Origin of the sequence: Acinetobacter sp. neg1 (assembly GCF_000788125.1) — a bacterium.
GTDB classification, from domain to species: Bacteria; Pseudomonadota; Gammaproteobacteria; order Pseudomonadales; family Moraxellaceae; genus Acinetobacter; species Acinetobacter vivianii.
In genome coordinates, this window is the sequence record NZ_JSZD01000020.1 from 253,801 (window position 1) to 278,556 (window position 24,756).

At 40.3% G+C, this 24,756-nt stretch carries 22 protein-coding genes and 1 pseudogene; 13 read left to right on the plus strand and 10 right to left on the minus strand.

Annotation, left to right across the window (positions count from 1 at the left end):
* Nucleotides 1-12: 12 nt before the first annotated feature.
* The gene (locus tag PJ15_RS15420; protein ID WP_047432323.1) at nucleotides 13-1,509 is read right to left on the minus strand and encodes a TolC family protein; all 1,497 of its coding nucleotides are present in this window, start codon (nucleotides 1,507-1,509) and stop codon (nucleotides 13-15) included.
* A gap of 348 nt (nucleotides 1,510-1,857) precedes the next feature.
* On the opposite strand from PJ15_RS15420, the gene serC reads away from it, so the two are divergent.
* The gene (gene serC / locus PJ15_RS15425; protein WP_047432325.1) at nucleotides 1,858-2,937 is read left to right on the plus strand and encodes a 3-phosphoserine/phosphohydroxythreonine transaminase; all 1,080 of its coding nucleotides are present in this window, start codon (nucleotides 1,858-1,860) and stop codon (nucleotides 2,935-2,937) included.
* 79 nt (nucleotides 2,938-3,016) lie between these two features.
* On the opposite strand, the gene PJ15_RS18675 is transcribed toward serC, so the two are convergent.
* Complete coding sequence (locus PJ15_RS18675) at nucleotides 3,017-3,160, minus strand: hypothetical protein (protein WP_004771301.1); 144 nt, start codon at nucleotides 3,158-3,160, stop codon at nucleotides 3,017-3,019.
* A 36-nt stretch (nucleotides 3,161-3,196) separates the two neighbouring features.
* Nucleotides 3,197-4,135: a hypothetical protein gene (locus PJ15_RS15430; protein ID WP_047432327.1), complete on the minus strand. Its 939-nt coding sequence runs from the start codon at nucleotides 4,133-4,135 to the stop codon at nucleotides 3,197-3,199.
* A gap of 230 nt (nucleotides 4,136-4,365) precedes the next feature.
* On the opposite strand from PJ15_RS15430, the gene PJ15_RS15435 reads away from it, so the two are divergent.
* Both PJ15_RS15435 and PJ15_RS15440 read left to right on the plus strand, forming a co-directional pair.
* Nucleotides 4,366-4,836, plus strand: coding sequence for a YaiI/YqxD family protein (locus tag PJ15_RS15435; RefSeq protein ID WP_005284529.1), 471 nt, complete (start codon nucleotides 4,366-4,368; stop codon nucleotides 4,834-4,836).
* 7 nt (nucleotides 4,837-4,843) lie between these two features.
* Nucleotides 4,844-5,737: a DMT family transporter gene (locus PJ15_RS15440; protein WP_047432331.1), complete on the plus strand. Its 894-nt coding sequence runs from the start codon at nucleotides 4,844-4,846 to the stop codon at nucleotides 5,735-5,737.
* A 9-nt stretch (nucleotides 5,738-5,746) separates the two neighbouring features.
* Here the strand turns inward: PJ15_RS15440 and PJ15_RS15445 are convergent, their stop codons facing one another.
* Nucleotides 5,747-6,328, minus strand: coding sequence for a PilZ domain-containing protein (locus tag PJ15_RS15445; protein ID WP_004771412.1), 582 nt, complete (start codon nucleotides 6,326-6,328; stop codon nucleotides 5,747-5,749).
* A gap of 25 nt (nucleotides 6,329-6,353) precedes the next feature.
* Here PJ15_RS15445 and PJ15_RS15450 point away from each other — a divergent pair, with 25 nt between their 5' ends.
* The 4 genes and pseudogenes from PJ15_RS15450 to PJ15_RS15465 all read left to right on the plus strand — a co-directional run bounded on the left by PJ15_RS15450 (nucleotide 6,354) and on the right by PJ15_RS15465 (nucleotide 11,987).
* On the plus strand, nucleotides 6,354-7,589 hold the full coding sequence (locus PJ15_RS15450) for a lipoprotein-releasing ABC transporter permease subunit (RefSeq protein ID WP_004771413.1): 1,236 nt from the start codon (nucleotides 6,354-6,356) through the stop codon (nucleotides 7,587-7,589).
* Nucleotides 7,582-8,271: a lipoprotein-releasing ABC transporter ATP-binding protein LolD gene (gene lolD / locus PJ15_RS15455; RefSeq protein WP_005256738.1), complete on the plus strand. Its 690-nt coding sequence runs from the start codon at nucleotides 7,582-7,584 to the stop codon at nucleotides 8,269-8,271. Before PJ15_RS15450 ends, lolD begins: the two co-directional genes overlap by 8 nt.
* Complete coding sequence (locus PJ15_RS15460) at nucleotides 8,264-9,499, plus strand: lipoprotein-releasing ABC transporter permease subunit (RefSeq protein WP_047432335.1); 1,236 nt, start codon at nucleotides 8,264-8,266, stop codon at nucleotides 9,497-9,499. Before lolD ends, PJ15_RS15460 begins: the two co-directional genes overlap by 8 nt.
* An 88-nt stretch (nucleotides 9,500-9,587) precedes the next feature.
* Nucleotides 9,588-11,987, plus strand: a pseudogene (locus PJ15_RS15465) (DNA internalization-related competence protein ComEC/Rec2).
* A gap of 40 nt (nucleotides 11,988-12,027) precedes the next feature.
* Here the strand turns inward: PJ15_RS15465 and PJ15_RS15470 are convergent.
* The gene (locus tag PJ15_RS15470; protein WP_047432337.1) at nucleotides 12,028-12,969 is read right to left on the minus strand and encodes a lysophospholipid acyltransferase family protein; all 942 of its coding nucleotides are present in this window, start codon (nucleotides 12,967-12,969) and stop codon (nucleotides 12,028-12,030) included.
* Nucleotides 12,970-13,106: 137 nt separating this feature from the next.
* On the opposite strand from PJ15_RS15470, the gene sppA reads away from it, so the two are divergent.
* Nucleotides 13,107-14,129, plus strand: coding sequence for a signal peptide peptidase SppA (sppA, locus tag PJ15_RS15475; protein WP_047432340.1), 1,023 nt, complete (start codon nucleotides 13,107-13,109; stop codon nucleotides 14,127-14,129).
* Between the two features lie 168 nt (nucleotides 14,130-14,297).
* Nucleotides 14,298-15,089: an alpha/beta fold hydrolase gene (locus PJ15_RS15480; protein WP_047432341.1), complete on the plus strand. Its 792-nt coding sequence runs from the start codon at nucleotides 14,298-14,300 to the stop codon at nucleotides 15,087-15,089.
* A 37-nt stretch (nucleotides 15,090-15,126) separates the two neighbouring features.
* Here PJ15_RS15480 and purN read toward each other — a convergent pair whose 3' ends face one another.
* Both purN and purM read right to left on the minus strand, forming a co-directional pair.
* Complete coding sequence (purN, locus tag PJ15_RS15485) at nucleotides 15,127-15,768, minus strand: phosphoribosylglycinamide formyltransferase (RefSeq protein WP_171248614.1); 642 nt, start codon at nucleotides 15,766-15,768, stop codon at nucleotides 15,127-15,129.
* Nucleotides 15,765-16,835 carry a phosphoribosylformylglycinamidine cyclo-ligase gene (gene purM, locus PJ15_RS15490; RefSeq protein WP_004771425.1) on the minus strand — a complete coding sequence of 357 codons (1,071 nt, stop codon included), beginning with the start codon at nucleotides 16,833-16,835 and terminating at the stop codon, nucleotides 15,765-15,767. The genes purN and purM overlap by 4 nt, the downstream gene beginning before the upstream one ends.
* A 133-nt stretch (nucleotides 16,836-16,968) precedes the next feature.
* On the opposite strand from purM, the gene cxpE reads away from it, so the two are divergent.
* The 4 genes from cxpE (at nucleotide 16,969) to PJ15_RS15510 (ending at nucleotide 23,313) form a co-directional block, all read left to right on the plus strand.
* Nucleotides 16,969-18,162: a chloramphenicol efflux transporter CxpE gene (gene cxpE, locus PJ15_RS15495; protein ID WP_005256750.1), complete on the plus strand. Its 1,194-nt coding sequence runs from the start codon at nucleotides 16,969-16,971 to the stop codon at nucleotides 18,160-18,162.
* A 20-nt stretch (nucleotides 18,163-18,182) separates the two neighbouring features.
* Nucleotides 18,183-18,881 (plus strand): DnaA regulatory inactivator Hda, encoded by a 699-nt coding sequence (locus PJ15_RS15500; protein WP_004771428.1) that lies wholly within the window; start codon nucleotides 18,183-18,185, stop codon nucleotides 18,879-18,881.
* A 116-nt stretch (nucleotides 18,882-18,997) separates the two neighbouring features.
* Nucleotides 18,998-20,866: a rhombotarget A gene (rbtA, locus tag PJ15_RS15505; RefSeq protein ID WP_047432345.1), complete on the plus strand. Its 1,869-nt coding sequence runs from the start codon at nucleotides 18,998-19,000 to the stop codon at nucleotides 20,864-20,866.
* 14 nt (nucleotides 20,867-20,880) lie between these two features.
* Nucleotides 20,881-23,313, plus strand: a complete 2,433-nt coding sequence (locus tag PJ15_RS15510; protein WP_047432348.1) for a CSLREA domain-containing protein — start codon at nucleotides 20,881-20,883, stop codon at nucleotides 23,311-23,313.
* Between the two features lie 57 nt (nucleotides 23,314-23,370).
* On the opposite strand, the gene PJ15_RS15515 is transcribed toward PJ15_RS15510, so the two are convergent.
* The 3 genes from PJ15_RS15515 to PJ15_RS15525 are packed head-to-tail and all read right to left on the minus strand — an operon-like array spanning nucleotide 23,371 to nucleotide 24,677.
* Nucleotides 23,371-23,760: a DUF3106 domain-containing protein gene (locus PJ15_RS15515; protein ID WP_005256755.1), complete on the minus strand. Its 390-nt coding sequence runs from the start codon at nucleotides 23,758-23,760 to the stop codon at nucleotides 23,371-23,373.
* A complete protein-coding gene (locus PJ15_RS15520) occupies nucleotides 23,750-24,073 on the minus strand; it encodes a hypothetical protein (RefSeq protein ID WP_047432350.1) in 324 nt (107 codons plus the stop codon). Before PJ15_RS15520 ends, PJ15_RS15515 begins: the two co-directional genes overlap by 11 nt.
* Nucleotides 24,060-24,677: an RNA polymerase sigma factor gene (locus PJ15_RS15525; RefSeq protein ID WP_047432352.1), complete on the minus strand. Its 618-nt coding sequence runs from the start codon at nucleotides 24,675-24,677 to the stop codon at nucleotides 24,060-24,062. The genes PJ15_RS15520 and PJ15_RS15525 overlap by 14 nt, the downstream gene beginning before the upstream one ends.
* Nucleotides 24,678-24,756 lie beyond the last annotated feature (79 nt).

A 24,756-nucleotide genomic window follows, 5' to 3' on the forward strand; every position in this document is an offset into this window, starting at 1 on the left:
AAAATTCTCCAATTAACGGATATAGTCAGTACGTGGTTGATTAACATAAAGCTTGAACTCATCAATCGAGCCATAGCTTTGTAAAAGTGTCGCTAAAGATAAAATGTATTTATAGGAATTAACGGCCATTTCACTTCTTAATGCGCTTAAGGCATTTTGTGCATCGATGACTTGTGTCGCTGTACCCATACCTTCCTTAAATGAAAGCTGTTGAATACGTAAGTTTTCTTGCGCAGCTTTGGTGTTTTGAACCAGCAATTGATGGCTGGTCTGAGAAGAACTTAATTCGCTATAAGATTTGTACAGCACATTTTCAACTTCCTGCTTGGTGCGTTCAGTCATTAGCTCTGCTGCATATTTTTTAAGTTCGGCTGCACGTATATTTTTGTTGTTATCAATGCCTGAAAATAAATTGTATTTTGCCATTACACCGACAATCCAGTTCTCTTTGCTGTCTAGTCCATATTCACCAAAGGCAAAAACACTCGGTTTTTTGGCTGACTGTTGAACCTTGACATTTTCATTGGCAAGTTGGGTATCCATTTGCAGCTTTTTGATCAAACTGGAATTTTGATCGTAATTTGCCAGCATTTTATCCAGAGAATGGTTTTGTGCATTATTCACGAATAGGGGGGTGGTGAGATTTAAACTTTCTTTGGTTTTTAATAAATTTTGCAGGCTGAACTGACTGGCTTGTAAATTGGACTGGGCATTTTGATAGGTGCGTTCTGCATTATTGCGTGCCACCTCAAACTGCATACGCTGGCCCTTATTAATAAAGCCTTGCTTCTCTAATTTAAGTGCATTGTTATAATGTTCTTGCATCGAATTTAAATTAAACAGGCTGGCATTGAGTAATTGCTGCTGTAATTGCACATTAAAATAAGACTGAATCATCTCAAAACGTTGCGAGTCTTGTTGTTGTTTTTCGCTAATGTTTGAACGTTGAGCCTGAATGGTGGCAATCTGTTTGGCGCTGCTAATTTTACCGCCAGTATAGAGTGGCATAACCATCGAAACAGAAGTGCGGACATCATGGTCTTTGACCGTAACATCAAGATTGTTCGGTACCTGATTCAGACCTTCACTTACAGTTTGATCAAATCCCTGACCGACCTGATCAATCACTTCAGGTGGTAACACATTTTCCCATTGCGATAACTTGTCATCAAAACCACGGGTCAGCGAATTTTCCAGTCGTCGCTTGCTGGAAGCTAAAGGCACGCTGGTTTCGCTATGAAATGAATAAGCACGCGCATTTAAATCAATACGGGGAAGGCCTAAATTTTTAACGGCTTCCATCTCGAGTTGAGACGCTTGTTGCAAGGCTTGCTGTGCTTGGGAGGCATAAGCATTTTCAACCACATAGTGTTCAGCTTCACTATAACTGAATGTCTGGGCAAATAAAGAAGATGAAAATAAGGCACAGCTGATCAGGCTTATACTTAAGCTTAACGTTTTGGGAAACCGCTTGACCTTAAAACTCGGTCGATCATGTTGTTTCAACATTATGGTATGTCGCAATTTAATAATATCCTGAGGTAGTCTAAATTCTTTTTATAAAATTAAAATATTATGTTTTTAATTAAATAGTTATATCGCTGGGATTGGTGTAGTGAATTTGTAAAAAGTAGAGTTTTTAATCTAAATAAAATGGCGAAAAACAGGGGTATTTCATGCTAGAGAAAAGCATCATAACCTTTGGCCTAAAATAATTGTAATGACAGAACATGATTGAAAAATTAATACTTTTTTTGCAGTCAAATTGAAATATTTACTGGATAAGCTGCTGCAAGCTTCGCCAATCTATGATTAAATTCCCATTCCAATTTGTTCCACTTTAACAAGGGAAAACTCATGCGTGCTTATAATTTCTGCGCTGGTCCTGCTGCATTACCTACTGCCGTTTTAGAAAAAGCTCAACAAGAATTGTTGAATTGGCAGGGCAAAGGTTTGTCGATCATGGAAATGAGTCATCGTAGCAGCGATTATGTTGCTGTGGCAGAGAAGGCTGAAGCTGACTTACGTAAGCTCATGAACATTCCTGAAAACTATAAAGTATTGTTTTTACAAGGTGGCGCATCCTTACAGTTTTCAGCGATTCCATTGAATCTGTTAGGCAAAAATAACAAGGCAGATTATATCCATACTGGCATCTGGTCTGAGAAAGCGTTGAAAGAAGCGAAACGCTATGGCGATATTAATATCGTTGAAGCCGGTACTTTGATTGATGGTAAACATGCGATTACTGAACAAAGTACATGGAATCTTTCGAATGATGCTGCTTATGTGCATTATGCTGATAATGAAACAATTGGTGGTTTGCAATTTGCTGCTATCCCAGATGTAAATGCACCGTTGGTGTGTGATTATTCATCAAGTATCTTGTCTGCGCCTTTGGATGTAAGCAAGTTTGGCTTGATCTATGCGGGTGCGCAAAAGAATATTGGCCCAGCAGGTTTGACCATCGTTATTATTCGTGATGATTTACTTGATCAAGCTAAGCCTGAAATTCCAAGCATTTTGAAATATGCAGATCAAGCCAAGAATGGTTCAATGGTAAATACCCCAGCAACCTATGCATGGTATTTATCAGGTCTTGTATTTGAGTGGTTGCTTGAACAGGGCGGGGTAGATGCAATCTATAAAGTGAATCAAGAGAAAGCCAAGTTACTTTATGGCTATATTGATTCTAGCGATTTCTATAACAATCCGATCGCATTGCCAAACCGTTCAATGATGAACGTGCCATTTACTTTAGCTGACGAAGCGCTTGAAAAGACTTTCTTGCAAGAAGCTGAACAGCATCACTTATTGAACTTGGCAGGCCACCGTTCGGTAGGGGGTATGCGTGCAAGTATTTATAATGCAGTCCCATTAGAAGGCGTACAAGCCCTTGTAAACTTTATGGATGATTTTGCGAAACGTCATGGTTAAGCAATAAAAACCAGTTAAAATAAAAGCCCTCATCATTGAGGGCTTTTATATGCGAATAAGGTAGTTAATGGTCAAAAAATTAGAAAAAACCAATTTGATGAAAAATAAGTGCTGCTAAGAACATACCAAGTAAGAAAAAGCAAAAAGCACCAACATCAAGTTTAAGACCTTGATCACTCGAATGAATCAGACTGGTGGTCGTTTGTTCTGGTATAATTTTCATTAGAACGCCTAAAAATGCCATTTATGTGATTTTTTGTCACTCAGTAGCAGTTTTAGCATAAATATTGGCCTGAATCCATAGGTTGCCGCGAATATATTGGCCAATGTTAAAGTTTTTATACAATTCATTTTTAGTTGCAATACGAATCAGGATTGCAGGTAAATCATCTTCTAAAACCAGCGTCACGTCATAAAGGGTATATTCATCCTGCATAAACTGCATTTGAGTTTTACCGACGATATTACCCTGAAACCACGCTTCATCTTCCTGACCTAAAGTTTCACCGAATAAATAGGCCACCATTTTAGAAAAGTCGACAGTAACAGGTTCTTGATCTTCTGGCGTTTTTGGCTGCCAGTCATTAATCAGTTCCTGTAAATTTTCTGGGGCAACCCCATTATGTTCTGCCAAAATCGCATTTAATGCGCGGTGATGTTTAATTGAAGCAGGATCATCAACAATGATTTTCTCATCTGGAGCAACCGCTTCTAATTCATATGCCCAAGCATTAAACTGAACTTTATAGCTTTGGTTTTTGTCATATTGACAGCTATTTACACTGAATAAATTATCGAACGCATAAATGGTCGTATCTTTATTTAAATTTAAACGTAACACTGCTTGAGTTGCAGAATCACAGGTAATAATTCGCTCAATTTTCGTATCATATTTATATGGACTTTCGAAACTTGGAAAGGCTGTTTTTAATGCGCGTGGCTTTTGATCTTCCACTGCAATGATTTGGTTAATGGAAACAGATTCACCACTTGGGCCTTGGATTAACCAGAATGTCTGATCCATCTCATGTTCATCTTCACATAGCCCCATTGGCATTACGGGTGCATCAAGCGCCAATCCTAACCATTTGGGAACATCTGTTTCGGGTGTGTCAGTCAATAAGTTCCAATGCTCGACATGATTACCGAAATTTTGATCTTGAATTTTAATGATTTCTGGACTGTTTTGATTTTTCATAAAGCGAGATGCTAAAAAGATTGAACTTATTCTATTAAATCGAGGGTAACTGGGATATTTCAAGTCTGAATCTGTAATTCTGTATAAATTATTTTATTTTTAATCTGGAGATTAGGGTTCTACCTTCCCTGAACGAAATGAAAAATTGATGGGATTGCTGCAAGGATGTTAACTCTACTTTTCCCGTAATCTGCTACACTAGCTTTTTCTTCTCAAGAGCTTTCGTCAACGTGCTGCCATTTAAATTATGGGTAGATGCTGATGCTTTACCTAAAATTTTACGTGAAGTGATTTTACGCGCATCGGATCGTTACCAACTCGAAGTAACCTTTGTTGCCAACCAGAATGTCGGTATCACACCTTCCATGCGGATTAAGTCCATTCAGGTGATGAGCGGAGCAGATCAGGCTGACCAAGAGATTGTGGAACGTATGCAAGAAAACGACATTGTCATTACACAAGATATTCCATTGGCGGCACAAGTGATTGAGAAGGGCGGTATTGCCATCCATCCACGCGGTGAAATCTATACCACAGCCAATGTAAAAGCACGCCTACACTTGCGTGATTTTATGGATACTTTGCGTGGGGCTGGGGTACAAACTGGTGGGCCACCGCCTATTTCTGAACGTGATAAACGTGAATTTTCCAGTTCATTGGATCAGACTATTTTAAAACAGAAACGTAAAACAGCTTCTTGAGTTGAATATGCCATCACGTATTAACCTCATGCTCACTTATGGACTGCTGGTCTTTATCTGGGCAACGACACCGCTTGCAATTGTGTGGAGTGTTTCGGATTTACACCCGATGTGGGCATTGGTAATCCGCTTTTTTATTGCCTTACCGCTGGCTGTGACGGTGTTATTACTGTTAAAGGTTAAATTCCCCGTTCATAAAATTGCATTATTGAGTTATGCCGCGGGTTCGCTCAGTCTGATCGGCTCGCAAATCTTTACTTATGCGGCTACAGCTTATCTGAGCTCTGGCTTGATCGCCTTGATGTTTGGTTTGGCACCGATTATGGCTGGCCTGATTGGTCGTTTTGGTTTTCAGCAGAAGCTGGCAGGTTTGCAGTGGCTCGGAATGGGAACATCCATTATTGGTTTGGCAATGATCTGTTTGAGTGGTAGTCAGCAGCATGTCCAGCCGATTGGTATTATTTTAATGCTGATCAGTGTTTTTTCTTATTCATTGTCCATTTTTCTCGTGAAAAAGATTAATGCGGATTTACCTGTCATGGCACAGGCGACAGGTTCAATTCTGGTCTCTACTTTATTGGCGACTTTGTTGATACCGTGGATTTGGCAATATGCACCAACGCATTTTCCTTCTGCTAAATCTTTATTTGCTCTGACCTATACCATCGTGATGGCATCGTTAATTGCGATGTTCTGTTATTTTAAACTGGTGCAGAATTTACAAGCGACCACACTGTCATTGACTACTGTAATGACACCGATGCTGGCGATACTGATCGGGGCTTACCTGAACCATGAACAGATATCGGCTCAGGTATTTGTGGGAGCGAGTATTATCCTGTTGGGTTTACTGCTGTACTTCTTTAGGGATTTAAGAGCATATCGCCGTTTAAAATCTTAAACGATGCAATCAGCTGGTTTCGGTTTGTTGAGCTTGTCGAATACTGGCTGCTAATTTGGCGCGATCTTGCGGATTTAAGGTAATGAAGTAGGCACCGATACGGAATTTTCCTTGTTCCTCCGCGGTGCTATGTACCACTTGAGCAATTGCAGCAATATGGAAGAAATTTTCAGGATGGCTCAAGGTAATATGGATATACGTGCCTTCATTAATATCTTGAGAACTAAAGAAACTTAATCCATTTTCAGAAACATTGACTTGCTCAGGGACGGGCAGTAAAGATTGCACGATATTGTCGTAATAAGAGCCCGTAATCAGGTTTAATTTCTGGTTAAAAAGGGATAAGATGCGAGCAATTTGTTGATCTTTTTCATTTAATTGTTCTAATTCGTAGCGAAACGCATGATCAAATTGATCTAACTCTGCAAGTAGTAGAAAATAGCGTGGCAATACGAAATGGGAATCATAAGGATCATTCAGCGCCACATCATCGGGAATGATTTGATAGTTGATTCTCAACACGGCATCAATACGAGACATCACACGACGTTCAGTGTTGTCGTCAACAAGATGATGTTGTGAATTTTCCATAATAAATCACCTCGGACTAGATGGTATGTTTAAGCCAATTTCGCTGTATATAGGGTTGAGATACACTCGTGCTCAGCGGAGTAATCATTTTATTTCTTTTGTCGCTTTAGTTTCCATGATCGGCTTGACGCTTGGTGTTGCCGTCCTCATTACAGTGTTATCTGTCATGAATGGTTTCGATCGTGAATTAAAAAATCGTGTCCTTGGAATGGTTCCACAAGCCACTGTTTCTTCTACTCAAATTCTAACAGATTGGCCTGAGCTTGTAAAAAAAGTTGAGGATCACCCGCATGTCACTGGTGCTGCACCTTTTACTCAATTACAAGGGATGTTGACGGGGCAAGGTCAAGTTGCAGGCATTATGGTGACGGGGATTGAACCAAAATATGAAAAGAAGGTTTCGATTATCCAGAACCACATGGTTGCAGGTGATTTAAATGCACTAAAAAAAGGCGAGTTTGGGATCGTCCTCGGTAAGGACATGACTGATGCATTGGGGCTGAGCCTAAATGATAATGTGACCTTGGTGCTGCCCGAAGCGACACCATCACCCGCAGGTGTGGTACCACGTTTTAAGCGCTTTAAAATCGTCGGGATTTTTAGTGTCGGTGCGGAAGTGGATTCAACGGTGGGTTATATTGCCTTGAATGATGCTTCGACCTTGTTGCGTTTACCCGATGGTGCACAAGGTGTACGTCTTAAAGTAGATGATATTTTTACTGCGCCGAGTGTCGTTGATCAGATTGTTAAACAATTGCCTGATAATTTTTATGCGACAAGCTGGAAGGAAACGCACGGAAGTTTATTTGGTGCGGTGCGAATGGAAAAGAATCTGGTCGGTTTACTTCTGTTTCTGATTATTGTGGTGGCTGCGTTTAATATCGTTTCGTCATTGGTGATGGTGGTCACTGATAAAAAGGCGGATATTGCGATTCTGCGTACTTTAGGCGCCTCTCCAAAATTTATTACCTCTGTTTTTATTGTGCAAGGCACCATTATTGGGGTCGTAGGTACAGTGGCAGGGGTTATTTTAGGCAGTGCTTTTGCATTAACGATCAGTGATTTGGTGGGCTGGTTAAATCATACCTTTGGACTGAATTTATTTAGTGGCTATGTGATTGGCTATTTACCTTCTTATTTACGCTGGCAAGATGTCTTGATTGTTGTGACAGCATCTTTATCTATCAGTTTTTTAGCAACAATTTACCCTGCTATCCGTGCAGCGAAAACGCAACCAGCCGAGGCATTACGTTATGAGTAAGATCGTTCTAGAATCAAAAAATATCTTTAAGCATTTCGATGATGGCAAAAGTAAAGTTGAAGTAATCAAAGGCTTATCGCTGCAAGTCAATGCGGGCGAGTTCGTTTCTATTGTCGGTTCAAGTGGTTCAGGTAAAAGTACCTTGTTGCATGTGTTAGGCGGCTTGGAGCAACCTTCGCAAGGAGAAGTCTTCTTACAAGGTCAGCGCTTTGATAATTTAGGTGAGGCAGAGCGTGGTTATAAGCGTAATCAATATCTAGGTTTCGTTTATCAGTTCCACCATTTATTGCCAGAATTTACCGCCTTGGAAAATGTTGCGATGCCGTTAATGTTGCGCAAAGAAAGCAACTTTAAGGATGTGAAAAAGCAGGCAGAATATCTGCTGGATCGTGTGGGTCTATCTCATCGTATGGATCATAAACCGGGTGAGTTATCTGGTGGTGAACGCCAACGTGTGGCTTTGGCGCGTGCTTTGGTGACCAAACCTGCGGTGGTGTTGGCAGATGAGCCAACCGGAAACCTTGACCGTAAAACAGCGCTTAGCATTTTTGAATTGCTCACGGATCTGAAAAAAGAGCTTAACATGGCGATGCTGATCGTGACTCATGATGAGCAATTGGCACAGTCAGCGGATTCAATTTTACATATGCAAGATGGTATATGGGTGGGTGAGCATGTTTAAACCCATTTCATTTTATATTGGACTGAAATATACACAGGCTAGAAAAAAAAGCCGTCTGGTGTCATTCATTTCCTTGATGACAATGATTGGTTTAACTTTGGGTGTTGCTGTGCTGATTACGGTATTGTCCGTAATCAATGGTTTTGATCGAGAATTGAAAAACCGTATTTTAGGAATCGTGCCTCAAGCGACCATTGCATCCACTCAAATTATGACCAACTGGGAAGACTTGGCTAAAGATATTGCTAAACAGCCCCATGTTGTTGCTGTTGCGCCGTATACCCAGTTACAGGGGATGTTAACTGCGCATGGCGAAGTGACAGGGATCATGATCTCAGGAATTGAACCCGATTACGAAAAACAGGTCTCGATTGTTCATAATTATATGAAGGCAGGCAGTCTGGATGCGCTGAAGAAAGGGAAATATGGAATTGTCTTAGGGCAAGATTTAGCAGATAGTTTGGGACTGAAGCTCAATGATCCTGTGACGCTTGTTTTGCCTGAAGCGACCAACTCCTCAGCAGGTGTTGTGCCTCGATTTAAACGTTTCGAAGTGGTGGGGATCTTTAAAATCGGAACTCAGGTTGATTCGATGGTGGGTTATGTTGCTTTAAATGATGCATCAACGCTATTGCGCTTACCTGATGGTGCTCAAGGCATTCGCTTAAAGCTGGATGACATTTTTGCTGCGCCAGAGATTTCTGAGAGTATTATCAAAAAATTGCCAAGTAATTTTTATGCTTCGAATTGGACCTATACGCAAGGTAATTTATTTAGCGCCATTCAAATGGCAAAAAATATGGTGGGGTTACTACTTCTACTGATTATTATCGTTGCAACCTTTAATATCATTTCATCCCTCATGATGTTGGTGACTGATAAAAAATCAGATATCGCAATCTTACGTACTTTAGGTGCGTCGCCTTTATTGATTACTCAAATCTTTATGGTGCAGGGTACGATTATTGGGGTGATTGGAACTGGGTTAGGGACCGTTTTAGGCATTATTTTATCGTTAAGCATTGGTAATATCGTATCTTGGGTGAATACGACCTTTGGCTTAAATTTATTAGATGCGTATTTTGTACATTATTTGCCTTCATATTTACGCTGGCAAGATGTACTACTTGTTGTAAGCGTCTCATTACTCTTAAGTTTACTGGCGACTATTTATCCTGCTTTACGCGCAGCTAAAGTTCAGCCTGCTGAAGCCTTACGTTATGAATAGCCTATAAATATTGAATTAGACCTCTTGTTAAAGCCCTGAAAAAGGGCTTTAATTTTGTCTTTAGAAAAACTAAATCTAATTTTAAGAAATGTTGAAGATTGTTTTGTTCGGCTGGATTGCTGGTATTGCTTTAATGGGGAAGCATTTCACTTTTATCGGTCAAACCTGGTGGATATGGCTGGCTTTGGCGAGTGTAATATGGGGAGTAGGGCTATATAAAAAACAGCAATATTTTCATCGGCCTGTGTATAAATCGCTGCTTTTAATGAGCTGCACATGGGCATTGTTCTGTACAGGTTTTCACTATGCTGACTTGGCCTTGCAACAACGTTTAACTTTACGTGAGACTCAAGCTCAGCCATTTGAAGCCATTGTCTATATTAAAAAAATAGATGAATTAACAGACGATGGGCAAAAGCAGATTGCAGAAGTACTTAATCGTCATCCCCAGCCAGTTGATTGGCTGCTCTATCTCAATAAAGCCAAACCGCAGACCAGTCAGCAACCCACCTTAGAGCTTGGTTGTTATTATCGTATTGAGGGAAATATTCGGCCTGCGCATAGTTATGCCGTTGCTGGGGCATTTGATCAGGAAAAATGGTTTTTACAGCAGGATATTTTGTCTGCATTTTCGGTCAGACAGATTCAGCCTTTAAGCCACGAGGGCATCTATCGTCTGGGCTATCAGCAGCATCTCAAGCAACAACAAACGCTGAAAGCGAAGTTGCTGTTAAAGGTTGAAAGCATGCGACTGGATTTCCGTCACATGTTGCAAACGACTTCACTTCAGCATCAAGGTTTACTGTTAGCCTTGCTGACGGGCGATGAAAGCTTATTGTCGAATGCGCTGAAGCAGCAATTCCAGTTGCTGGGTATTTCACATCTATTGGCAATTTCAGGGCCTCATGTGCTGATTTTTGCCTTAATGCTGACTTGGTTACTCAAGCGAGTTATTCAAGGTCATTGTCCAAAGTTATATTTATGGAAACCAAAAAAGATTTTGTTGCTGTGGCCTTTTGCTACCAGTGTTGTACTGTATGTGGCATTTGTTGGTTTTGAGATTCCAGCACTTAGAACTTTATTAACGGTGATGATTGCCAGTCTTTTTCTGATCTTCCGACTGCCAATACAGCCTTTAGCATTATTGGTTTACAGTGCCAGCTTATTACTGCTATATGATCCTTTTAGTATTTTATCGGCCGCATTCTGGTTGTCTTATGGGGCATGTTTTATTCTGTTGCGAATCTATCAAACCATAGAACAAATTCCACAAGATCAACTGAAAACCACCCTACAAAAAGGGATTTTGGCGATTAAGATATTGGTCGATTCTCAATGGAAAATCTTTATTGCCTTGCTGCCATTGGTCGTGATTTTCTTCCAGCAAATTTCGTGGATTGCGCCGTTGAGCAACTTGGTGGCTATTCCATTGCTTAGTGGAGTCGTTGTTCCTTTAGACATTATCGCGGCTTGTCTATGGCTGGTCATTCCTGCATTAGGTTTATTCTTATTTCGACTCAACGATCAAATACTGACATTGCTGATGTGGATATTAGATGGGCTACAGCAGCTATCTCCAGCGCTATATGGGGTCAGTTATACGCCTGCCATGATGGTGAGCTTAATTCTGGGTTTAGTCATTGTGTTTATGCCGAGAGGGAGTATTCCCAAGCTTTGGGCTGGGATCTGTTTTTTGCCCATCGTATTCGGTGTAAAAACTCAATCGATCTCTTTGAATATTCTGGACGTGGGGCAAGGCCAAGCCATCTTTTTGCAACATCCTCAGCAAAGCATCATGATTGATACAGGTGGCTCTTATGACGAGACTCAATTTAGTTTAGGCGAGCGAGTGATTATCCCGTATCTAAGGCAGCAGGGCATCCGAACACTCGATCACGTTATTTTGTCTCATCTTGATCAAGATCATAGTGGTGCATTTGCTTCGATTCAAAATGCTTTTGCCATAGGCCGAGTACAATCTAATGAACGCGGAGAAACGATCCCATTCTAAGATAATTTCTCACTTTGTCATCAAGGTCAGCGTTGGGATTACCAAAATATTCGGGTCGAGATTTTATCACCGCGAACCGAGGATTTGGTTTTGGCTAAACAGCAAAAAAATGAACAGTCCTGTGTGGTGTATATACAATTCCTTAATGCCCAGCCTTATCAAAACTTTTTGATAATGGGGGATGCTGGCTGGGAAACAGAATTTAAACTGCTCCAGCAGTATCCTGATTTAAAAGTGGATGTTTTAGTTTTAGGGCATCATGGTAGTAAACATAGTTCTGCTTATGATTTTTTAAACGTTTTAAAACCCAAGCTAGCGATTGCTTCTACGGGATTAAATAATCGTTATGGTCATCCGAGTCGGGAAGTGCAGAGCCGCCTACAGGCTTTAGATATTCCTTTACTGAATACCGCTGAGACAGGTACCTTAAGTTTCTTATTTGAAAATAGAGCGGTGGAACTCAAGCTCCAGCGATAGCAAAGAAAATGGTTACAACAAGAATAGCCTAAGTAATCGTTTATTCAGCCTGCTGACGGACTTTGGCCACTTGAGCCAATGCTTCAGCTTCATCAATATCATAAATTTTCTTGAGTGCAGGATTGGCACGAAAGCGTTTATAGCTCCAGTGATAATGTTCTGGATAACGTTGAATCAATTGCTCTAAGGTTTGATGAAGAATGAGCGTACCATTTTCGGCAGGACCTTCATAAATCTGAGGATTGATCGGCTCAATATACATATCGAAGCCATCTTGATCATTACGCATGGTATAAATAAGTAGGGCCTTGGCTTTGGTTTTCTGAATCAGCTTGGCGCTTAAACTGCTGGAAGCTAAGGGAATACCAAAATAATCCACCATGTCACCGCCATGATCAGGCGTGTGATCAGGTAAAATGGCTGTCGTGCCGCCTTGTTTTAAGGCTTTAAAAATTTGTCGAACGCCACTTTCATCGGTTGGGACAAGATGTGCCTGTTCACGGCTACGCGCATCGCGGACAAACTGATCAGCGTCAGGATTTTTAACTGGCTTATATAAAATGGTCATTTGGGTATATTGCGATAACCATGAATTCATCACTTCCCATGTTCCAAAATGAGGGATAACCAGCACAACGCCTTTTTTGTCTGCCAGTGCTTCATGTAAATAATGTTCACCATGAATTTTTTGAATTCGTTGAATATTCTTTTGATTGGATGCGCCCCAGATACTCAAAAACTCAAAATAAGAGGTAAGCTCATTCCGAATCGCCTTTTTGGTCAACTGTTGTCTTTGCTGTTGATCCATATCTGGAAATGCAATCTGGATATTTAGACTGATAATTTTTGAAAGCTTAGACAACTGAAAGGTATTAACCAGTCCAGCAACCATGCGTGCCAAGAAGCGCCCTAATTGAATCGGCTGGCGACTTAGGAGCTTGATGAGACGGTAATTTGAGGTAATCGTTCTGGAATGGGTCATGGATTTGGTATGAGAAAAATTACAAAGGAAAGTATAATGCAAAAAATAATTATAAGTTAAAACAAGTTATTTAAACAGTTTTGTTGAAATCAGCGTATATAATAAAGTCACTTTAAAACATATTGGATTGGAATCTTATGTCCGATTGGCCACCAAAACCAAAAAATGAATCAACAAATAGTGAGAATGTTACGGGCAAAGAATGGCAGATTTTAGAAAAAGCTGTTCTTGCGTCTGTAGAAGAACAACGTCGTAGTCGCCGTTGGAGTATCTTTTTTAAATGTTTAGGCTTCGCTTATTTATTAATTGTCTTGATTGCAATGACAAAAGGCTGCTCAACTTCAACTGAGAAATCGACCACAAGTATTAGCAGTGATCATCTGGCTGTGATTGATATTGTCGGTACAATTGATTCTTCTGCGGGTCAATCGACCGTAAACAGTGAAGATACCAACAAAGCCTTAAAACGAGCGTTTGATGCAAGTGGCAGTAAAGCAATTGTTTTAAATATTAACTCTCCTGGTGGTTCGCCAGTACAGTCTGATGAAATCTGGCAAGAAATCCGCTATCAGAAAAAACAGCATCCAGATAAGAAAGTCTATGCTGTGATTGGTGATATGGGCGCTTCAGGTGCATATTATATTGCGTCTGCTGCCGATGAAATCATTGTGAATCCATCAAGTTTAGTGGGTTCAATTGGTGTGATTATGCCAAACTATGGTTTAAGCGGCTTGGCGCAAAAATTAGGTATTGAAGATCGTACTTTAACTGCGGGTAGCAATAAAGATATCTTGAGTATGACCAAACCATTAGATCCTGCACAAAAGCAACATGTGCAATCTGTATTGGATAATGTACATACTCACTTTATTAATGCAGTAAAAGAAGGTCGCGGTAAGCGTTTGAAGTCTAATGATCCAGCAGTTTTCTCTGGTTTATTCTGGACAGGTGAACAGGCGATTGCTTTAGGTATTGCAGATCGTAGTGGTAGTATTACCACACTGATGCGTGATCTTAAAGTTGATCAAAAAGTGGATTATACCGTTCAGCGTAATCCTTTAGAGTCAATCTTGGGCCGTATGGGTGCAAAGATTGGTGAAGGGATCAGCAGTTCGCTTGCGTCACAGCTTGAGACTCAGCAGAATGCTAAAATCCAATAGCATATAAAGCTTATGCTTCGGTCAGAGCTCTGTTTTGACTTTCTTTAGGCTGTGGTTTCCACAGCCTTTTTTATTGTAAAAGTAACTGGGCAGTTCTTGTTTTGATTTGCAATACATGTGTAGAGCAGGATAATTGATCTATCAGTGAAAACAAATAAAGATCTACTTATGAAACCTTTGATTCATTTTGCCCATGCCAATGGTGTCCCCTCTAAAGTTTATCAAAAGCTATTTGATCAGTTGAAAGATCAATATGACATCATTTATGTGGCTGAAATTGGCAATGACAAACGTTATCCAATTACGCATGGCTGGACACATCTAGTCGATCAGGTGATTGATAATATTGTTCAGCAAGCACAGGGACGTCAGGTAATTGGTTTAGGACATTCATTGGGTTCTGTGTTGACTTTAATGGCAGCCTATCGCCGTCCAGAGTTATTTTCCCAAGTCATTATGCTTGATCCGCCATTAATCATTGGTAAAGCGTCTTTTGTTTTCCATTTAGCCAAACTGTTCAAGCCTAAACTGGTGGATAAAATTACACCTGCAGGTTTATCTGCACGCCGTCGTGATCATTGGGATTCACGTGAGCAAGCGGCTGAGTTGCTCGGTTCACGTGGTTTTTACCAACATTTCGATGCAGATTGTTTTCGAGCCTACATTGATCATGCATTAACAGCTGATCCACAGCGGGGCGGAGTGACTTTAACCATTCCCAAAAAGGATGAAGTGAAGTTATTTAGAACAACGCCATCGATGTGGTGGTTACCGATGCCAAAGCCACCTGTTCCTGTGCATTTGGTTGTGGGGCAAGACAGTGTGTTCTTGAAAGAGAAATTTCCGCAAGTCGCGCAAAAGAAGTTAGGGATTCCATTTTCTATTGTAGAGGGCGGGCATATGTTCCCATTAGAACATCCACTGGAAACAGTCGATAAAATTAAAAGTTTGGTGATTTAAAGCAATAAAAAACGCATCCGAGGATGCGTTTTATTTTTTAGAATTGAGCAAACTGAATGGGCCGTTGTAAAGGCTGCTGGTTGAAATAGGCTTGACCATTTTTCCAGCTCAGTTGACCTGTACAAAACCATTGTACAACTTGAGGGTAAATGAAATGCTCAAGTTTATGCACACGTTGCGCCAGACTTTCTACTGTATCGTGCAAACCGACTTGAATGACAGATTGCGCAATACTTTGTCCAGCATCCAGTTCAGCCGTAACAAAGTGAACGGTACAACCATGCAAACGGTCTCCTGTATTTAACACCCGTTGATGGGTATTAACGCCTTTATAAAAAGGTAGGAGGGAAGGATGGATATTTAACATTTTGCCTTGCCATTGCAGCACAAAGTTTGGTGTTAAAATCCGCATAAAACCTGCAAGAATAACCAGATCCACCTGCCACACTAATAGCTGCTGGTGCATCGCTTCATCGAAGCTTTCGCGATTTGGGTAATCTTTATGTGAAATAACAGCGGTCGCAATATTGGCGTCTTTCGCACGTTGTAATGCATAAGCATCAGCTTTGTTTGAGAGTACACCAATGATTTGCCCTGATAGCTGTTTACCATTATGGGCATCTATCAGGGCTTGTAAGTTGCTACCGTTGCCTGAGACAAGGACAGCAATTCTCATTATGCAAAGATCACGCGAATTTTTTCGTCTGCGCCTTCAACTGATTCAGCATTTTCTTGAATGTGACCAATTTTCCAGGCTTTTTCACCTTGAGCATTTAATACGTCAATTGCTTTGTCAGCTTCGCTGGCATCAACTGCAATCACCATACCCACGCCGCAGTTAAATGTACGATACATTTCAAAGCGTTCTACGTTACCTTCACGTTGTAACAACTGGAATAATTCAGACCATTCCCAGCTTGATTCATCAATCACCGCTTGAGCGCCATTTGGAAGAACACGTGGTAAATTACCTGGTAAACCGCCACCTGTGATGTGAGCCATTGCATGCACATCAACTTGTTTGCAAAGTTCGAGTACAGGTTTAACATAAATACGTGTCGGTTCCATCGCAACATCTGCAAGTGGGCGACCATCAACGATTTGAGTTAAGTCTACATTTTTAACATCTAAGATTTTGCGTAGTAATGAGTAACCATTTGAGTGCGCACCACTTGATGCTACACCGATGAGTACATCACCAGACTTCACTTTTGTTCCATCAATAATTTTACTGTGTTCAACTACACCTACAGCAAAACCAGCGAGATCATAGTCTTCGCCTTCGTACATGCCTGGCATTTCAGCAGTTTCACCACCGACCAATGCACAACCAGCAAGTTCACAACCTGTACCAATACCTGTGACTACATTTGCTGCAACATCAACATTTAAATGACCTGTTGCATAGTAGTCGAGGAAGAAGAGGGGTTCAGCGCCACAAACGAGCAAATCGTTTACACACATTGCTACAAGGTCTTGACCAATTGTGTCATGACGGTTGAGGTTAAGTGCCAGACGTAATTTTGTACCTACGCCGTCTGTTCCTGAAACCAATACAGGTTCTTCATAACCTTTTGGAATTTTGCATAGTGCACCAAAGCCACCAAGACCGCCCATTACTTCAGGACGAGTGGTGCGTTTAGCGACAGATTTGATACGATCGACTAATGCGTCGCCCGCTTCAATGTCGACGCCCGCATCTTTATAGCTTAAACCAGTGTTTGAGGTAGAAGTTGAGTTGCTCATAGTGAAGTCTCCGCAGTGGCGGCAGATTATAACCTGAATATACGAAACTCTTATGTTATTTATGCTCGAAAATGCTATCTTTAATTAAATTTTTTTCCATTTATAACGAATATACAAAAAAAGGCTAGATTTTATGCAAGATCAGGTACTACGTCGTATCTTTATCCTCGCTGGGCTCGCATTATTGCTTTGGGTGCTCTATCTGCTAAAGCCCATTGTCATTCCGTTCGTAGGCGCTTTTTTCATTGCCTACCTGTTTAGTCCACTCGTGGATGTTCTTGTCAAAATTAAATTGCCGCGTTGGTTAGCCATCAGTATCGTGTTTATTGGTATTGGGGTGACCTTGACCATGGTGTTGTGGTTCCTAGTACCGTTGATCTGGAAACAGCTCATGTATGCACGGGATAGTATCCCTGCGGGTATTCATTGGGTGAATGCCACTTTCTTGCCGTGGGTATCGCATACATTTAATGTTGTACCAATGGAAATAGATACTGAACAGATTTCTAAGGCATTAATGGATTATATTCAAACCAACTATAGTGCCGATAGTATTCAGGCAATGGCATTAAGAGTTGCGCAATCTGGTCTGAACTTTATTCAGATTGGTGGTGTTGTCGTGTTGATTCCAATCATTTCTTTCTATTTCTTGTTAGATTGGGAAAGAATGTTGCAGAGTTTAAGACGTTTAATCCCACGTCCTTATGAAGCATCAACGTTAAACATCGTGCGTGAATGCCACAGTGTATTGGGCGCTTTTGTGAAAGGCCAATTCCTTGTGATGCTTTTATTAGGGATTGTCTATGCAGTTGGGTTGCAACTGATTGGTCTGGAAATTGGTTTGATCATTGGTATGATTGCTGGTCTAGCCAGTATTATTCCTTATTTAGGTTTTGGTGTCGGCATTATTGCAGCTGTAATTGCAACGCTTTTCCAATTCGGACTGGACTGGACTCAGTTACTTCTGGTTGGTGTGGTATTCATGATCGGACAAATGGTAGAGGGATATATTCTGCAACCATTCTTGTTGGGTGATAAAATTGGTTTATCGCCAGTGGCCGTGGTTTTTGCGGTATTGGCAGGCGCACAACTCGGTGGATTCCTTGGAATGTTGATTGCTTTGCCAGTTGCTGCCGTGATTGTGGTGTTGCTTAAACATGCACGCGATAATTATGAACGAAGCCGCTTCTATGGCTCCACTACCGAAGTTATCGTGGTACAAGGTGAAACTCAGCATATAAATGTTGAATCAGATCAAGTAGAGCTTGATATTCAAATTAAAAACTCTCAAGATACAGAGACTTCAAACCCAAATGATTTAAAGTAATTGAGGAACATATTAAATATATGCGTCAACTACAACTGGATATAGAACCACAACTCGATGCCCGAATCAGTGATTTTTCGGGGCCGGGTTGGGGACCTGTGGTTGATGCAGTCAGACAGTTACATGCGGGTTTGGTCAGTCGTTTTTATGTCTATGGTGGCGCGGGAACTGGCAAAAGTCATTTGCTCTCTGCGATTTGCGACTCTTATCTGGAATTGGGTCGGCCAGCGATTAAAGTTTCATTACTTGAATTATTAGATGCGCCAATTGAAGCAATTACTTCTTTAGAATTTTATGACTTAGTTGCTTTAGACGATATTGATGCAATCAGTGGCGTACCGCATTGGCAAAAAGCCGTTTTTCATCTGATGAATAACCATGAAGGCCAACTCGTCTTTTCATCTCGGGTTGCACCTATTGAATTAAAACTGGAACTTCCTGACCTTCAGTCAAGGTTGACGCAAGCTGTTAGTGTTAAAGTCCCGAATGGTAGTTCTTATATAGACCGTCAAGCTTTACTTCAATCGGTCATGACTCGTCGCGGAATTCATTTTGACCAGCAAATTGTCGATTATTTATTAAGTAATGGCCCACATCAGGCCTCAATATTATTACAAACATTAGCCCAACTTGAAAAAATGCTAAAAGGCGAAAAAACCAAGCTTTCTAATACTACACTTAAGCAAATTTACGCTTTGATTGATGAATATCGCCAATAGTATAAAATTTCTTGAGTAATTTTGAGAGCTATGACAAAGTACGCACAAAGGAATGTGGTTGCAAACACCTAGTTTGTAAAACTAAAAAAAATGAAAAAATATGAAAGGAGATCGGTATGCTCAAACGGACGCTTGCCTGCGCGTTTTTAATAATGACGGGGCACGCTTATTCTGCGGACATCCAAGTCACGACGTTGCTTGATGAAAAGAATTATACCGGTTGCTCGTTAAGAAATGCTGTAGAGTTTTTAAATAAAAGAAGTCAAAAAGAATATGAAAATGGCTATCAGGGCTGCGGTGATAAAGATTCCAGTAGCACCATCATTTTGCAAAGAGATAAAGAATATACATTAAATTCAGCTATTCATATTAAAGCGGGCATGGCCATCATGACGGCGGCTAGTGGCAGTTTTAATGATAATCAGAAAGGCATGCATAACGCGACCATTAAAATGGTGGGGAATGATCGTTTATTTGTCATTAACGATGAAAGTGTTGAAGAAACCTTGCTTCCTGTAATTTTTGTTGAATTAAATTTAAAAGGTTCTGCTTATAAGGTAACCGATGGTGGTTTGATCTTTAATAGAGAGGCGCTCAGTATCCAGTATTCTCGTTTAACGGGAGGAAATGCGGTTCGAGGTGGTGCAATCTATAATGCGGGTACGGTGACGAATGAGCAAACAACTGCAAGTTTATTGAACATCAGTAATAGCCTGCTCCAAGGAAACAAAGCAGATCAAGGCGCAGTTATTTATAGCGAAATGCCTTTGTATTTAATTACGCAATCTGTGATTCGTGATAATGAAGGCACTCAAGGCGAAAATGGTGCTTTACTCTATTCACAAACAGCCTTTACAGATAAAACGACAGCAGGCGTGTTAGCTTCTCGTGTCTCAGGCCTTCGCAATAGTACAATTTTTCATAATAAAGGTGGCTATGTAGCGAATATACGTGGTGGAATGTTGCTGAATAACGTAACGATTCTTAAAAATGCGGCGGGATTATTTTTACAGGCACCAAAGAGGGTGGTTGCTGCTACAAAAGAGGGTGAGAAAGCTCCGGATCCAGAACCAAGTGCTTATATTTCCAATAGTATTATTGTCGCAAATGAAGCAAATAACTGCGCCAGTTCTGCCGATGATGAAGCAGTTATACAAAGTAATTTGACGACAGCAGAATGTGATCGTAACGCACCAGTTGGCAGCCCAAACTTCTTCATTGGGAATAATAAGCTCATTGCGGGTGGAACCAATGATGAGGGTGAGTGTGCTGCACCACCTGCAGATGGACTTTTATGTCCGTATTACACGCCTAAAGACCAAATGTTAGGTTACTTTAAGCCACGCTTATTGATGTCATACACTAAACTTTCAGACTCTTTGATTGTCAATAAAGGAAGAATTTATAGTGATGGAACAACAGCTGGTTTTGCGAAAAGTTGTGAAGGTTCAGATCAGCGTGGCAAACCACGAAGTGGCTATGATGAGTTATGTGATCTTGGGGCAATTGAGTTAGTTATTAACCGTGCTGAAGTTCCTATTGCGGGCGAAGATATTTTATATGGGCAAATTGCCAAGTTTAGTATTGCAGATAGCTTATTAGATGGTGAATTACTTGATCCAACATCATGCGAGAAAGTTCTAGGCAAGCGTTCGGATGATCAGCCTTGGCAACCAGGTTGTTTAGATATTCAACAAAGACAAACCCCTTCAAAAGGCAAGTTGACGATTGATCAGCAGGGGAATATTACTTATGTACCAAATGGAAATTGGCATGGGTCTGATGAATTTAATATGCGAGTGATGACGACAACAACACGTTTTAATGATGTCTCAAATTATTACATCACGATCCCAACCACAATTGTGCAAGCCCCACCTAATAATTTTCAAAGTAAAACTGTAAATGTGGGTGGTGGTAGTTTTGGGATAGGTGCAATCTTTGCATTATTCGGATTACTTGGATTACGTCGCTTTAAATCATAATCAGGGATGATGAGATGAAAAATTATAAAAAAACTTTGCTAGCCACCTTGGTGCTTGCGACGATGCCGCTTTTTGCAGCGACAAGTAGTGCCCCAATCCAAGTTACAACTTTTGTAGATGAAGATGGTGAAAATAACTATGCCTGTTCATTGCGAGAGGCACTAAAAACGGCAGCAGATAGAAAGTCTTATGGTGGGTGTCAAGTCACGGATACTTCGCCTGCTACGACTAAGTCGATTCAATTAGAAGCGGGTACTTATGTACTGGATCGAGAATTGGCACCAAAGATTGATATTGTGATTTTGGGCAAAAGTCCCGTTGATTGGGAAAAAAGAAGCGTTATTACCAATGACTACCCTGCACAAACGGTGTTGAAAACAACGATTGATGCCAGAGGAAAAGGCCGTATTTTTAATACGACTGGTAATAATAGTTCATTAACCCTCAATGATATCATTTTGAAAAATGGTAAAACCTCAGACCGTGGTGGAGCGATTTATGCTGGTGGCAATGTAAGTTTGCAAAATGTCCAAATTTTAGATGGTGAGGCTGGGGTAAGTGGAGGAGCTGTTTTCTTAGCAGGGTCATCATCTTCTTTAAATATAGTCAGTGCTCTACTAAAAAATAATAAGGCGCCTTTAGGTAGCCTACTTGCCATGAGTTGTATTAATGATAATGTATATTCTAAACGGAATATTGAAGTAAAGACGAGTAGTCTTATTGCAAATGGTACAGCGAATTCAAGTAGTATGCTTGAGTTTTGTGGAGAGCCTACAGCTTCATTAAGTACGAATACGATTGCGCAAAATACAGTAAACCTATCAAATGGTAGCTTGATTAAATTTACAGGCGATAGTCAGATAGGCAGTACGCCTACAAACAACTCTAGTATTTTAAGTAACTTGAGTAGTATCAATTTACTCAGTAATACCATTGTGGAGAATAATGCTTACTCTGCTTTTCTATATGATAAGTTAGGGCTGAAAATATTAAGCTTCAATGTGCTTGCTTATAATAATGGAGGCTATTCTTGCCGTTATTTGTTAGGGGATGTCACCGAAGAGAAAGAGGTAGATATCGTCCCGCTTTATAACGCTTTTTCTCTAAATGGGGCGAGTAAGTGCGATTTACCAAAACTGGCCTTACCTGAGAAGCATACTAATATTGATATTAGTGCTGTTAACATCCGTACGCTTTTAACGACATTACAGCCAGAGTCGGAATTTACGGCTTTTTTACCCCTATATTATCCAGTAAATACCAAGTTGGAAAAAGATTTACTTAATACGGGTGTCACTGGCTGTAGTGCAACAGACCAACGCAATATCGCACGTATTACTGATGGTACATTGCATTATGATCCAGACTCGCGCAATTCCTGCGATATTGGTTCTGTTGAGTTTATGAAGTTGACAGCGGGTGATGTTACTGATGTCTCGAATATTTCATTGACAACATTAGTGGCAAACTACAAAAACCAGCTGGACTTCTTTAATGATCTTGTTAAGCAGCCAAATAATCCTGATTTCTTAACTTACTATAAGGTTCGCGCTCAAGAATATAAAAACTTATATGAGAAGACAAAGACTAATTTAAAATATAGAGCGATCTTTATTGATTTAAAAAATTATCAGTTGCCGATTCCTCAAGAAACTCAGCAAGCTGATGGCACTTCTAAAGTGGCATTCTTTAATAAACAAAATTATATCGTTACAACTAAGCCTTTAGGAAAAGGGCAAATCAGCGACAATGTTGAGAATATTGATGAAAAGGATGCGGAAAATCTGGTTTGTGAATGGAATGATGATTTAGAACAAATTATTTTCTATCGTACAGATGATCGTATTACACAAGCAGGCGATAAAATTTTCTGTAAATATACAGTTCAATATCGAGCAGATCCTTCAATTACCTCTTCTGGATTGATTAGTGCTGCATTTTTAAATATCGCGCCAGAAGCAAAAGATACTTCGGTTACATTGAAATATCAAAAGAAAGAAAAGGTTGCTATCAACCTGCTGAACTTCGCCAATGACTATGGTGATATGGGAGAAGGTGGAAAAGGCCCTGCAAGTAATCCAAATAAGCCACAATTCTGGAGAAATGCGGAAGGAGTTGAGTTACCAATCAAACTGACTAATGTTCCATCTGAGAATATTAGCGTGACTGCTGACCGCAAAGGTCCATGCCCTGAACCTGATCAGCAGGAAACTTGCTATGGCGGTAATATTTATGTTCAGGAAATAAATATCTTTAACCCATTTAATTATTCATTTAATTATCAGGTTTATGATGCAGAAGGTTTAATTTCAAATACTGCGACTGTGAAAATTATCAGTACAGGTACGACCTCTGACGATACCCGTAAAGGTGGAGGCGGTAGTATGAATTTCCTATCTATATTTGGTTTATTCGGTCTATTGGTTTATCGCCGTATGAAAAAATAAAACATGAAATAGAAAAGAGCGCCATATTTGGCGCTCTTTTTTTATGAAATTAAAAAATCAATGTTCAGCGTATTTACTTAAATATTCTTCTCGGATGTTTACCCGCTCTTCTGTACTCGCATTTTGCATACGTTTACGTAAGGTGGTACGTTCCTGAGTACTCATTTTCTGCCATACATCACGCATTTTCTGTTTTTCATCTTCTGGCAATTGAGTAAACCATTCCATTCTTTGTTGGAGTTGTGAGCTTTGTGTAGTCGGAATTTCCTTTAACGACTGATAGCGTTTAATTAAAACGCGTTGTTCCTCTGGGGATAAATCATCCCATGCTTCTTCAGTTGTTGGCTTATTCTGTTTTGAAAAAATCCAGAAACGTTCCGAACCTGCAAAACTGGTTTGCAATAAGCCGAGCGTACACACAACAAGTGCTAACTTTTTAGCTGCCATGTGGAACTTTATCCTCACCTAGAACCAATAACATTTCCATATCTTCCACCATCTGAGGAGATAGTTTCGGATTAACCACAACCTGATTTTGCGGTTTATCGATTAACTGTAAAGAGCTTGGCAATACAGCAATACCCATAATGGCAGCTGCAAAAGCAAAACCTGTCATTTTCCAGATACTGTAATAAGAAGTAGGTTTCTTTTGTACCGTATCTAAAACATGATTCATCACCATCATTTTATTGTGGTGCTGCTCTCTTGCAAGTTGATCAAGTTTGGAAGTCACTTGTTTAGCGAACTCATCTTTTTTCATCTGATGATCCTCCCGTATGTGGATTTAAGTGCTCTAAAGCAATTCTGAGTCCCTGAATTGCACGGTGATAATGTGTTTTTACACTACCTTCACTACAATCCATAACTTGCGCTGTCGTCATCGTATCAAAGCCTTCCCAAGCTCTTAACATGAACGCTTGTTGCTGACGAACTGGTAATTGATTAATTGCAGCCTGAATTTCCTCTATCGTCACTTCCTGATCAAGGAACTCAAATGGGTTTGGAGTTGATTCATCGACTACATCAATAATTTCTTCGTCATCATCTAAACTGATTTTCTTAAATAATGAGAATGGACTTGCTCGACGGGCTTCCTTTCTTCTCCAGTCCTGAAGTTTATTATTCAATATGGTATAGAACAGGGGATACCATTCATCGGTACTCTTATCTGCATAGGATTTATGCAATGAAATAAAGGCTTCCTGAACCAGATCCATTGCAATGCCTTGTTGTCCCTGTGTCGCACTCTCCATCATCACAAGCGCACGACCAGTCACGTCTTGCATAAAGAAACGCAGACGTTGTTCAACCGTACTACGATCAGTACCGTTTTCCGTTCGAGCCTGTTTAGGTGCTAAATCCATAGAGATGGAAAATCCTGTCATGGATACCCACCATTATTATTTCAATTCATTAATCATATAACGTTGAAAATGGTGGGCG